The following is a 13,570-nucleotide window of genomic DNA, read 5'->3' as shown; positions in this document are numbered from 1 at the left end:
TCTCGTTGTAATTATTAGTTATTTAATGTTGTAAAACCGCCATCAATTGGATAATCGCATCCGGTTATGAACGAAGCTTCATCGCTACATAAATACAATGCAAGTGCGCCAACTTCTTCTGGTTTTGCCATTCTGCCAATAGGCTGTGTTTTAGAAAGTTTCTCGAACATTTCATCAATGTTATCCGGATAGTTTTTCTGTAAAAATCCATCAACAAAAGGTGTATGCACACGAGCTGGCGAAATAGAGTTACAACGAATATTTTCTCCGATGTAATCTTTAGCTACGCTCATCGTCATCGCTTTAACAGCACCCTTTGCTGTACTGTAAGCAAAGCGATCTGGCAAGCCTATTAATGCTGCAATTGATGCCATGTTTATGATAACGCCACCTCCAGATAATCTTAACATTGGAATTGCTGCATACAAACAATTGTAAACACCTTTAACATTTACACGCATTATGCGGTCAAAATCCGATTCTTCGGTTGTATCAGCTTTGCCAATATGTGCAATACCTGCGTTATTAACCAAAATATTAATCTTACCAATTTTGTTAAACGTTTCCTTAACAGAATTATGGTCTGAAACATCACAAGCATAACTAAATGCTTTATTTCCTGCTGAGGTAATTTCCTCAACTGCTTGTTTAGCCTGTTCTAAGCCAAGTTCTACAATGTGAACTTCTGCACCCTGAGCAGCTAATATGCTTGCAATTGCTTTACCAATGCCACTTCCGCCTCCGGTAACAATTGCTTTTTTATTTTTTAATGAAAACATGCTTTTATTTTGATGTTATTTGAAATTAGCATTCCCGAAATATAGCGAATTTAACGGCCTTTAAATTGAGATACTCATAAATTTTACATGGTTAGAGATAAACTCAATTACAAATAAAAAAGAATTTGCTAATTGAAAATTGTATCTTCTTGTCTAAATATTATGTAATCTTCGCATTGCCTGTTTCCCTTATTGCCAGATACGCTTAGCTTGCGAAAATATTACAAATATGGTTTAGTAAATTCCTTATATTTGAATAATACTTTTATATTTAAATAATAATTTAACCAAATATACTTCAAAGTCTTTGATTAAGGCTTAAAAGTTAACGAGCCAATTTGAATGAGAAATTTTCTGATTTGTATTTTCTGTATATTTCTATCTCCTGAATTTTCTAGTGCTAAAATTGTAAAAGCTGATGGAAATAAAACAATTTTTGTTTCATCTAAAAAGAATATTAGGGTAAGTTTTGGGGTAGAAAAAGTTACGAGCGCACTGAGAAGTTTAAATTACACTACCATTCTTAAAACTCTAAATCCTAAGCTAAATTCTAGTATTGTCAAGAGTTCAATTGTAATCGGTACGCTAGGAGATAAAGTTGTTGAATCAGCACTTTCAGAGTCAATAAAAAATAAAGCTTTAAAATCTGGGAAAGAAGGATTTGTAATTACTTCTGATGCTAATGGTGTAATTTATGTTATCGGAAAAGATGCTTCTGGAACACTTTACGGTTGTATGGAATTTGTTGAACGCATAAAAGCTCAGGGCAAAATTCCGGAAAGCATTTCTATTGCAGAGCAACCTGAAATGGTATTGCGTGGTACTTGTATCGGTATGCAAAAACCAGATTATTTACCCGGGCACGATGTTTACGAATATCCTTACACGCCTGAAACCTTCCCGTGGTTTTACGATAAAGAACTTTGGGTAAAGTATTTAGATATGATGGTTGAAAACCGTTATAACTCGCTTTACTTGTGGAATGGGCATCCGTTTTCATCTTTGGTTAAGTTAAAAGATTACCCTTATGCAATTGAGGTTGATGATGAAACCTTTAAAAAGAACGAAGAAATTTTCAAATTCTTAACTCACGAAGCTGATAAACGTGGTATTTGGGTAATTCAAATGTTTTACAACATTATTATTCCGAAACCCTTTGCAGATAAACACGGTTTAAAAACGCAAGACAGAAACAGACCGATTATACCTTTGATTTCTGATTACACCAGAAAATCTATCGCAGCTTTTGTAGAGAAATATCCAAATGTTGGGTTAATGGTTGCACTTGGGGAAGCTATGGAAGGTGTTGGTCAGGATGATATTGACTGGTTTACAAAAACTATTATTCCGGGTTTAAAAGATGGCTTAAAAGCTTCTGGCAGAACTGATGAACCGCCAATTGTGCTTCGGGCGCATGATACGGACGCTCCTGCTGTTATGAAAGCAGCCCTGCCATTATATAAAAATTTATACACCGAAAATAAGTTTAACGGAGAAGCTTTAACAACTTACGAACCTCGTGGAGCTTGGGCAGAATTAAACAGAAAACTGGCTTCAATCGGAACAATTAATATTTCTAATGTTCACATTTTAGCCAATTTGGAACCTTTTCGTTATGGCTCTGCTGATTTTATTCAAAAATCGGTACAGGCGATGGATAAAATTTACGGTGCAAAAGGCTTGCATTTATATCCACAGGCAAGTTATTGGGATTGGCCATATACTGCCGATAATGTTAAAGGACGTTTGTTGCAAACCGATAGAGATTGGATTTGGTACAAAGAATGGGGCCGTTATGCCTGGAATAGTAAGAGAGATAGAAAAGATGAAATAGAATATTGGGGTAACGAATTGGCGAAAAAATACGGTACTGATGTTAACGGAGGTAAATCTATTCTAAACGCTTACGAAGAATCTGGGGAAATTTCGCCAAAACTTCTTCGTCGATACGGCATAACAGATGGGAACAGGCAAACGCTTACATTGGGAATGCTTATGACTCAGCTAATCAATCCTTTTAGGTATGGATTATTTACTTTGATGTACGAATCGGAAGCGCCTGAAGGCGAAATGATTATTGAATACGCAGAAAAGGAATGGAAAAAACAGGGACATATTGGCGAAACTCCGGTTCAAATTGCTAAAGAAGTTATAGAGCATGGGAAAAAAGCTGTGGTTGCAATTAATCAGGCGAAGCCTACAAGAGATACAGCCGAATTTAGAAGACTGAAAAATGATATTTACTGCTATGATGCAATGGCAAATTCCTATGCAGAGAAAGTAAAAGCTGCCCTTTGGATTTTACGTTATAAATATTCAAACGATGTTGCAGACCTAGAAAAGGCGCTTCCATTTTTACAGAAAAGCTTAAATTTTTATACTGAATTGGTTAAATTGACCGAAAAGGATTATTTGTATGCCAACAGTATGCAAACTAAGCAGCGAAAAATACCAATGCGTGGTGTAGATAAAACATTTATCACCTGGAAAGAAATGTTACCGGTTTTTACCAAAGAATTAAACCATTTTAAACACAGTATCGATTCTTTGAAATCTGTTAAGCCGGGTTCAGAAATTAAAACTATTGCTTATAAAAATGCTGATATTAAAATACTTTCGTCAAATGCAGAAACTATTGCTTTTGATAAAAACGTAAATGTGTTCTCTGATACCAACATTGTAGTTAAAGAAATTGCATCAGAATTAATTGGTTTAAAAGGCTTAAAATTTTCAAAATCGAATCAAGCTAAAGCAGGAACGGAAATAAAATTCAGCACTAAATCTGCGGTCAAACTTTTAGTAGGCTATTTTAATCCAAAGGATGCAGGTACATTACATCCACCGCAGTTAGAAACAGATGCGAGCGCCAATAATTACGGGCAATCTGAAATTAAAATCTCGAATGCAATGGTGGTGAATGGTTATTTGCCGCTTAATGTTCATGCATATTCATTTCAGCCTGGTACGCATACATTAACGTTGGGTAAAGGAGCAAGTTTAATTTTAGGTTTTATTGATGATAAACAAGAACTACGCATTTTTAACGCAGGACTTGATGGTCGTGGAAAAGATATTGACTGGTTATTCGAATAAAATGAAGAAGATTTTTTTAACAACAATATTTGCAACATCTTTTGCATTTGCAAGTCTGGCGCAACAAAAGGCAATTCCTTTAAAAGCCAAGCTTAAAGAATATGTAACCTATTTCAACTCGATTGATACTGAGGCTGTAAAAAACTTTGTTCCCAATGCAAATGCGTACAATTGGTTATCAGAAAATGTTCCGCTTTTCGAATGCCCTGATAAAGTGCTTGAACAAAATTATTATTATCGTTGGTGGTCTTTTCGTAAACACATAAAACAAACGCCAGAGGGTTTTATCATTACTGAATTTATCGAGCCGGTAAAACATGCAGGTAAGTATAATTCCATCAGCTGTGCTGCCGGACACCATATTTACGAGGGGCGATGGTTAAAAGACAATAGCTACTTAAAAGATTACATAAAATTTTGGTTTTATAATGCTGATGTTGGGCAAACCAAGCCTCGTTTCCATCAATTTAGCAGTTGGATTGATGATGCCATTTACCAAAACCAGCTCGTAAAACCCGATGTGGCATTCTTAAAAAGTATTTTTCCTGCAATGGATGCAGATTATCAAAAGTGGGAAAAAGAACGTGGCTTGAAAAGTGGAATGTTTTGGCAGCACGATGTAAAAGATGGCATGGAAGAATCGGTAAGTGGTTCCAGAAGGGATGAAAATAGACGGCCAACCATTAACAGTTACATGTTTGCTAATGCTAAGGCTATGGCGCAAATTGCTCTATTACTTGGAGATAAAGACCTTAAAAGTAAATACGACGAAAAAGCGATTACTTTAAAAAAACTGGTTCAAGATAGTTTGTGGAATGCTTCTTCTTCATTTTTTGAAACAAAGTTGGCTAAAGGCAAACTTGCAAATGCAAGGGAAGCAATCGGTTTTATTCCATGGGATTTTAACTTACCGGATGATAAACCTGAATATGCCTTCGCGTGGAATCAGCTTCTAGATACCGCAGGTTTCGATGCGCCTTGGGGTTTAACAACAGCCGAACGTAGGAATCCAACATTCAGAACGCGTGGTACCGGACACAGTTGCGAGTGGGATGGTGCGCTTTGGCCTTTCGCTACTTCGCAAACTTTAAAAGGACTTTCAAACTTATTAACCAATTATAAAAACACAGGTAAAATGAATGCCGAAGTTTTTTATGACGAGTTACATACTTATGCAAAATCGCACACAAAAAATGGTAAACCTTATTTAGGCGAATATCAGGATGAAAAAAACGGCGAATGGCTTAAAGGCGATAATCCTCGAAGCAGTTTCTATAACCATTCTACCTTTTGCGATTTAATCATCAATGATTTAATCGGTGTTAAACCTCGTGCTGATGAAATTCTGGAGCTTTATCCACTTATCCCCAAAGGAAAATGGGATTGGTTTAAATTGGATAATTTGTCTTATCATGGAAAAATTATTACCATAATATGGGATAAAACAGGCAAAAAATACAATCAGGGAAAAGGGCTTTATGTTTACGTAAATGGTAAAGAAAAGTATAAAGGAACAGAGTTGAAACCGATTAAAGTTTCAATGAAATAATTTCTAGTTGTCGTGGATTTGATTTTAAAATCAGTGGCAAAAGAGATTGCTTCAATCGGTGAAAAATCGATTTCACTATGACGGTTATTGAGGTTGGTCATCATTGCGAGGAGGCACGACAAAGCAATCTAACTATACATTTTAATTAGTGCAAAAGAATACAAAATGAAATACATGTTAAAATCACTACTTTTCCTTTTGATAACGGGATTTTGTTTATCTACAAAAGCCCAATCGTATTATAACGTTTTAAAATATGGAGCCAAAAACGATAGCAGCAAAATCGCTACTGTAGCGATTAAAAAAGCGATTGATGCGGCTTCAGCAGCGGGCGGCGGAACGGTTTATTTCCCGGCAGGCAAATATTTAACAGGCGCAATTCATTTAAAAAGTAACATTACCATTTTTATTGATGCTGGAGCTGAACTACATTTCAGCGATAATTTTGATGATTATTTGCCGATGGTTAAAAGCAGATACGAAGGCGTTGATGTAACTAGTTTTTCACCACTATTTTATGCTTACAAAGCCGAAAATATTTCGATAATTGGTAGAGGATTAATTGATGGACACGGGAAAAAATGGTGGGATTTTGTTGAAGGTTACAAAGAAGGTCAGGCTCGTTCTAAATGGCAGCTTAAATTTGATGAATTAAACAAAGATATTGTACTTCCAGACGACCCAAAACAAATGAAACGTGGATTTCTTCGTCCGCCGTTTATACAAACCATGTTTTGCAAAAATGTATTGATAGATGGAATTTCTATTCGAAACTCTCCTTTCTGGACGGTAAACCCTGAGTTTTGTGAAAATGTAAAAATTCATGCAATAACAATTAATAACCCACATTCGCCTAATACAGATGGTATAAATCCGGAATCCTGTAAAAACGTTCACATTTCCGATTGCCATATTAGCGTTGGCGATGATTGTATCACAATTAAATCTGGTAAAGATGCTCCCGGAAGAAAAATGGCTACACCTGCAGAAAATTATGTAATTACGAATTGTACAATGTTATCTGGTCATGGTGGTGTGGTTATTGGCAGCGAAATGTCTGGCGATGTTCGTAAAATCGCAATATCAAATTGTGTGTTTGATGGAACAGATAGAGGCATTAGAATTAAAACGGCAAGAGGAAGAGGTGGTATAGTTGAAGAAATTCGGGTAAGCAACATCATTATGAAAAACATCCGCGACCAAGCCATCGTCCTGGATATGCAATATGCTAAAACCAATCCTGAGGCGGTTTCTGAACGCACTCCTAAATTCCGAAATATTCATTTCAGTAACATCACGGGTCAAGTTAATCAGGCGGGTTACTTAAATGGACTGGAAGAAATGCCAATTGAAAACATCACTTTTAGTGATATAAACATGGATGCAAAAACTGGCTTTAAAATCGGCTTTGCTAATAAAATTGAATTTCACAATGTTCAGGTAAATACCGAATTGGGTTCTGTGGTTTCTACATCAAATGTTAATCAGTTAACGATTGATAACGTTAAAACCTATACGCCAAAAACAAATGCTGCGGTTATCGATTTAAAAAATACAAGCGATGCTTTTATATACAATTCCTTTCCAACCGTTGGAACATCAACTTATTTGAACCTTAGTGGCGATAAAACCAAAAACATATCGTTAGGGAATAATAATTTTAAAAACGCTGCAAAAGGTGTAGTTAAAACGGATGATGTAACAGAAAAAATTAACGTTATTTCTGGCGATAAAGGTCAGTAAGCTTTAATAAATAAATCCAAAATGATTGATTTAAAATTGAATATGAATTTTAGAAAATGCCTGCTGATTTTTAGTTTCTTGCTTTGTGCTGTTTCTGTTTCTGCTCAAGATTTAAATCAAACACTGTGGTACACAAAACCTGCTTCAAAGTGGACTGATGCATTGCCAATTGGAAACGGTAGAATTGGTGCAATGATTTATGGCGGCGTAAATTCAGATCAAATTCAGTTTAACGAAGAAACGCTTTGGAGTGGTAAACCTCGAAACTACAATAAAATAGGAGCATCAGCATATTTACCGCAAATAAGAAAATTACTTTTTGAAGGCAAGCAAAAGGAAGCCGAAGAGTTGGCGCAGGCACAGTTTATGGGTTTGCAAAGCGAGCCTGGCAATCGTAAAGCCTGGGTTGATGCTATGAAATCGGGTAATGGAATTGAAGGTAAACCTGAATTACCAGATTACGATGATAAACTTTGGAAAACTATTCATGTGCCGTCTTACGAAGGTTGGGAAGCAGTAGGTTTGGCAAATTTAGATGGTGCGGTTTGGTTTAGAACAACCTTTGATGTGCCTGCAAACTGGAAGAGACAAGATTTAATTCTCGATTTAAACCGGATTCGTGATCAGGATTTTACTTACATAAACGGTAAACTTATTGGAAATACAGATAGTTTCGAGCCTAGAAAATATACTATCCCTGCCTCTTTGGTAAAAATTGGTAAAAACGTAATTGCTATTCAGGTTTTAAATTATTACGATAAGGGCGGCATCGCCGGATATAAAGATACAAGCAAGAAAATTGGCATTTATCCTAATGGTTCATCAGTAGAAAAAGGAATTTCTTTAGTTAAAGACTGGAAGTACAAAATTCAAAATCAGGAACCGCCAGAGGTTGCGCAATATCAGGCAAGTTATCAGCCTTTTGGCGATTTGAAACTTAATTTTAAGCATGGTAATTCACCAGTTACCAATTATAAACGTTCCTTAGATTTAAAAACAGCCATCACAAAAACCAATTACACGGTTGGTGGGGTTAGTTATCAACGTGAATATTTTGCAAGTGAACCAGACAAGGCTGTTGTTATACATTTAACTTCAAGCAAAGCAGGTTCTATAAATTTATCAGCTGCACTTTCCAGCCCACATTTAAAAACTGAAATTATAAAGGTTACTTCGCAAGCTATTGCGATGAAATTACAGGTTAAAGATGGTGCTTTAAAAGGAGAGAGCCAGCTAAACGTTACGGCAAAAAAGGGTTCTGTAAAAATTATAAATAACAAAATTATTATTGATAAGGCTAATGAAGTAACTTTTTACCTCACTGCAGCTACAAATTTTGTCAGTGCAAATAGTGTTTCCGGAAACCCTCACTTAAAAAATTCTGTATATCAGCTTGGTTTAGCTGGTAAAGGTTACCGTTCGGTTAAAGAAGCGCACATTAAGGAATATCAAACTTATTACAACACATTTAGTGTGAATTTTGGTAAATCTGAGAATGAAAATTTGCCAACTGATGAACGCTTAGAGAAATTCGCTAAATCAAACGACCCTGCATTTGCAGCGCTTTATATGCAGTATGGGCGATATCTGTTAATCTCAAGTTCAAGGCCAGGCACTCAGCCTGCAAACTTACAAGGCATTTGGAATGATTTATTAAGTCCGCCGTGGGGAAGTAAGTACACAACCAACATCAATTTAGAAATGAATTATTGGCCTGCAGAAATGCTTAATTTATCTGCATTAAATGAGCCATTATTTAAAAAGATTGAAGGTTTATCTATTACCGGAGCAGAAACCGCGAAGGATTATTACAATGCGAAAGGTTGGGTTTTGCATCATAACACAGATATTTGGAATGGCACAGCGCCTATAAATGCTTCTAATCACGGCATTTGGGTAACCGGGGCAGTGTGGTTAAGTACGCACCTGTGGGAGCATTATCAATTTACAAAAAATAAAGAGTTTCTGAAAACGAAAGGCTATCCTTTGATGAAAAAATCGGCTGAATTTTTTGAAGATTTTTTAATTAAAGATCCAAAAACGGGTTGGTTAATTAGTACGCCATCAAATTCGCCTGAAAATGGTGGTTTGGTTGCTGGTCCAACTATGGATCATCAAATCATCAGAACATTATTTAAGGATTGCATCGAGGCCTCAAAAATTTTAGGTGTTGATGAATTGTTCAGCAAATCTTTAGAAGAGAAAGTGGTCTTGATTGCGCCAAATCAAATTGGGAAATATGGTCAGTTGCAAGAATGGTTAGAAGATAAAGACGATACAACGAACAAACATCGACATGTTTCGCATTTATGGGGCGTTTATCCGGGTAATGATATTGCGTGGGATAAAGATGCTAAAATGATGAATGCCGCAAAGCAATCGTTGTTGTATCGTGGTGATGAAGCAACAGGTTGGAGCTTGGCTTGGAAAATTAACTTTTGGGCTCGGTTTAAAGATGGAAACCATGCGATGAAGTTGATAAAGATGCTTATTAAGCCAGCAAATAACGGTGCTGGTTCTTATGTTAATCTATTCGATGCACATCCGCCGTTTCAAATTGACGGGAACTTTGGCGGAGCTGCGGGAATTGCAGAAATGATTGTGCAAAGTCACCAAGGATATCTGGATATTTTACCTGCTTTGCCAAGTGATATACAGGAAGGCGAAATACTTGGAATGTGCACAAGAGGTGGATTTGAGGTAGACTTGAGGTGGACTAAAGGTAGACTATCATCTTTGATTGTGAAATCAAAAACTGGCGAGAACTGTAGCATTAAATATAATGATAAATCGATTGAATTTAAAACGAAAGCCGGAGAGAGTTATAGATTAAATGGAGATTTAAAACTTCAATAACGAGATGATGAATAAAAAAGCCTTACTGATTGTTTTCTTTCTTCTTTTACTATCAAAAGCATATAGCCAAGGCGTTCGAAAAAATATAAATTTAAACGAGAACTGGCTAAGCATAGCTGATGAAAAGAATATAAATGCTTACAACGGATTTCAGCTTTCGGCGTATAAACCTAAAGATTGGCAAAAAGTAAACGTACCTCATAACTGGGATCAATATGAAGGTTATCAAAGAAAACTTCATGGAAACAAACATGGTTTTGCATGGTATCGTAAATCATTTAAAACAAATGAAAAACCAACTGGAAAACGCTTTTTTCTATATTTTGAAGGAATAGGTTCGTATGCTACAATTTGGCTAAATGGTAAAAAAGTGGGCTATCATGCAGGCGGCAGAACAACTTTTACTTTAGATGTAACTTCAACAATTAAATTAAATAATCAGGATAATGTTTTAGCGGTTCGGGCAGATCACCCGGCAAATATTCAAGATTTACCTTGGGTTGATGGTGGTTGTTCAACGGAACGTGGTTTTTCAGAAGGATCTCAGCCAATGGGTGTTTTTCGCCCTGTGCATTTGGTTATTACTAATGAGGTAAGAATTGAACCATTTGGTGTTCACATTTGGAATGACGATAAGGTTTCTGAAAAATCTGCCACACTAAATACCGAAAGCACGATTAAAAACTACAGTGCCACAGCAAAGGAAATTACAGTTTTAAATCAGCTTACAGATGCAGACAAAAACATTGTTGATGTGCAAAAAAGTAAGCTTGTTTTGGCTGCTGGTAAAGAAATCAATATAAAACAGAAAACAAAAGAGCTTATTAACCCAAAACTTTGGTCGCTAGAAAACCCTTATTTGTACACTTTAAAAACCACAATTTTATCCAACGGAAAAATTGTTGATGAGCAAAATACACCTTATGGAATTAGGTGGATAAGCTGGCCAATTGGCGAAAATGCAAATCAAAAGCAATTTTTTTTAAACGGAAAAGCAGTTTTTATCAACGGTATTGCAGAATATGAGCATTTAATCGGGCAAAGTCATGCATTTAGTTCCGAGCAAATTAAATCAAGAGTAATGCAGATTAAAGCTGCTGGTTTTAATGCTTTCAGAGATGCGCACCAACCTCATAATCTTGAATATCAAACCCACTGGGATAAAATGGGTATTCTATCCTGGACACAAATGGCGGCACATATTTGGTATGATACACCAGAATTTAGAAAGAACTTTAAAAACTTATTAACGGATTGGGTTAAAGAACGCAGAAACAGTCCCTCGGTTGTGCTTTGGGGTTTAGAAAATGAAAGTACATTGCCCGAAGATTTCGCAAAAGAATGTACTGAATTGATTAGAAAACTCGATCCGACTGCTTCATCGCAAAGGAAAGTTACAACTTGTAATGGTGGAAAAGGAACAGATTGGGATGTTCCGCAAAACTGGACTGGTACTTATGGAGGTAACCCTCAAACTTATGGCGATGATTTACAAAAACAGGTTTTAGTGGGCGAATACGGTGCCTGGAGAACGATTGATTTGCATCAGCTTGCTGCTGGAGAAAAAGGTTATACAGAAAATGCGATGACCGATTTGATGGAAACGAAAGTTAGGTTGGCAGAATCTGTTAAGGATAAAACGGCAGGGCATTTCTTTTGGCTGTACAGCTCGCATGATAATCCGGGTAGGGTACAAGGTGGCGAAGGCTTAAGAGATATTGACAGGATTGGTCCGGTAAATTATAAAGGAATGTTTACCCCTTGGGAAGAACCAACTGATGTTTTTTACATGTTTAGGGCGAATTATGCACCAAAAGAAACTGAACCGATGGTTTATATTGTTTCGCATACTTGGCCAAACAGATGGGTTGCACCGGGCGTAAAAGATAGCGTTGTGGTCTATTCCAATTGCGATGAAGTTGAACTTTTTAACGATTTCAACGGAGAATCACTTGGCAAACAAAAACGAAATGGAATTGGAACACATTTCCAATGGAATAAACCGAATGTAAAATATAACGTGTTTTATGCGGTTGGTTATGTAAACGGTAAGGCCGTTGCTAAAGATTATATTGTGTTAAATAATCTGCCTGAAGCTCCCAATTTCAAAGATATTTACGATGTTAAAACGGATGTAAATTTGAGCCAGTCTGGTTATAATTATGTTTATCGTTTAAACTGCGGAGGGCCTGATTTTACAGATTCGAAAGGTTTTAAGTGGTTTGCAGATAGAAATTTAACTGACAATAAAAATTTCGGTTCTACATCGTGGACTAAAGATTTCAAAGGCATTCCTTCTTTTTTTGCTAGTCAGCGTAGAACATTTGATCCAATTAAGGGGACAAAAGATTGGCCGCTTTTTCAAACATTTAGGTACGGAAGGCAAAAGCTTAATTATCATTTTCCACTGCCTAACGGAGAATATTCAGTAGAACTTTATTTTATCGAACCTTGGCTCGGAACTGGAGGCGGGACGAATGCTGAAGGAATGAGGTTGTTTGATGTGGCATTTAACAATCAAATGGTTTTGAAAGATTTAGATATCTGGAAAGAAGCGGGACATGATGCTGCGTTGAAAAAAACTATAAAATTTACCGTAAAAGGTGGTGCCTTGGATATTTCTTTTCCTCAGGTTAAATCCGGGCAAGCTGTAATTTCGGCTATCGCGATAGCGTCTTTAAATAAAAATGTAAAGCCTGCACCACAAACAAAATCTATAATTTATGCCGATGAAAGTACTTTAACAGCAGATTGGCTGGATATAGGCGATAAACAATATGCAGATGAAATAATTGAATTTGTGAAACTGCCATCGAATTTATATGGTGCAGAATGGATTAAATCTTCAAATAAAAAGCAAGAAAAGCTGAATTTTAAATTAACTGAAGTAGCTGATGTTTTTGTACTTATTGATGGGAAAATAACCGATAAATTAGATTGGTTAGCTGATTTTGAAGATACCAAAACGGTGGCTGAGAATAGTTCTGGAGCAACGTTCAAGGTATATCGTAAAAGGCTTAAAAAAGGAGAAGCCGTTAATTTAGGAACGAACCCAAAAGGTGCATCTATGTATTCAGTTGCTGTTATTCCGCCAAGTGAATTAGAGCCTGCTTATGATTTGAAAACGGTTACCACGTACAAAGCTACGGATGCCAAGTTGATTGGAGCTAATATTGTTAAGGAAGATTTGATGGGTAAACAAAGAGTTACCTTTAAATCGGCAAGCAATGATGTTTTGGAGTGGAGTTTATGGGTTGGCGTTGCCGATACTTACTCACTTACTATAAAATATCACAATCCTTTCGAAAAAAATCTGAAAGCAAAGCTTGAATTTCTATCAGCAGATGGAACAGTTATGAAAACTGAAATGGCAGAGTTTGCACCAACAAAAGCAGGTAAATGGAATTATTTAAATACCAATACCGGAACAATGATAAATGCCGGGAATTATAAACTTAGAATTTTAGCCATTGATAGTAAGGGATTAACCGTTGATGCGTTGGATGTACAATAAGTGTTCTGTTGCCTGTTATCTGGTTTCAGTTATCTG

At 36.4% G+C, this 13,570-nt stretch carries 6 protein-coding genes; 5 read left to right on the top strand and 1 reads right to left on the bottom strand.

All coding sequences use genetic code 11. The features are described 5' to 3' along the window. Nucleotides 1-14: 14 nt before the first annotated feature. Nucleotides 15-779, bottom strand: a complete 765-nt coding sequence (locus ACO05K_RS09035) for an SDR family NAD(P)-dependent oxidoreductase (RefSeq protein WP_421944116.1) — start codon at nucleotides 777-779, stop codon at nucleotides 15-17. A 342-nt stretch (nucleotides 780-1,121) separates the two neighbouring features. Here ACO05K_RS09035 and ACO05K_RS09030 point away from each other — a divergent pair, with 342 nt between their 5' ends. From ACO05K_RS09030 to ACO05K_RS09010, 5 genes are all read left to right on the top strand, one after another. Beyond that, complete coding sequence (locus ACO05K_RS09030) at nucleotides 1,122-3,872, top strand: alpha-d-galacturonidase (protein WP_421944115.1); 2,751 nt, start codon at nucleotides 1,122-1,124, stop codon at nucleotides 3,870-3,872. A 1-nt stretch (nucleotide 3,873) separates the two neighbouring features. Then, nucleotides 3,874-5,421, top strand: a complete 1,548-nt coding sequence (locus ACO05K_RS09025) for an MGH1-like glycoside hydrolase domain-containing protein (protein WP_421944114.1) — start codon at nucleotides 3,874-3,876, stop codon at nucleotides 5,419-5,421. Nucleotides 5,422-5,595: 174 nt separating this feature from the next. Then, nucleotides 5,596-7,164, top strand: a complete 1,569-nt coding sequence (locus ACO05K_RS09020) for a glycoside hydrolase family 28 protein (RefSeq protein ID WP_421944113.1) — start codon at nucleotides 5,596-5,598, stop codon at nucleotides 7,162-7,164. A 21-nt stretch (nucleotides 7,165-7,185) separates the two neighbouring features. Further along, nucleotides 7,186-10,020: a glycosyl hydrolase family 95 catalytic domain-containing protein gene (locus tag ACO05K_RS09015; RefSeq protein WP_421944112.1), complete on the top strand. Its 2,835-nt coding sequence runs from the start codon at nucleotides 7,186-7,188 to the stop codon at nucleotides 10,018-10,020. A gap of 4 nt (nucleotides 10,021-10,024) precedes the next feature. Next, a complete protein-coding gene (locus ACO05K_RS09010) occupies nucleotides 10,025-13,534 on the top strand; it encodes a malectin domain-containing carbohydrate-binding protein (RefSeq protein ID WP_421944111.1) in 3,510 nt (1,169 codons plus the stop codon). Nucleotides 13,535-13,570: the final 36 nt, after the last annotated feature.

It is taken from the genome of Pedobacter sp. (genome assembly GCF_965227205.1).
Classification (GTDB): Bacteria; Bacteroidota; Bacteroidia; order Sphingobacteriales; family Sphingobacteriaceae; genus Pedobacter.
The sequence above is the reverse complement of the archived record's forward strand: the minus strand, read 5'-3'. Positions and strand labels throughout refer to the sequence as shown.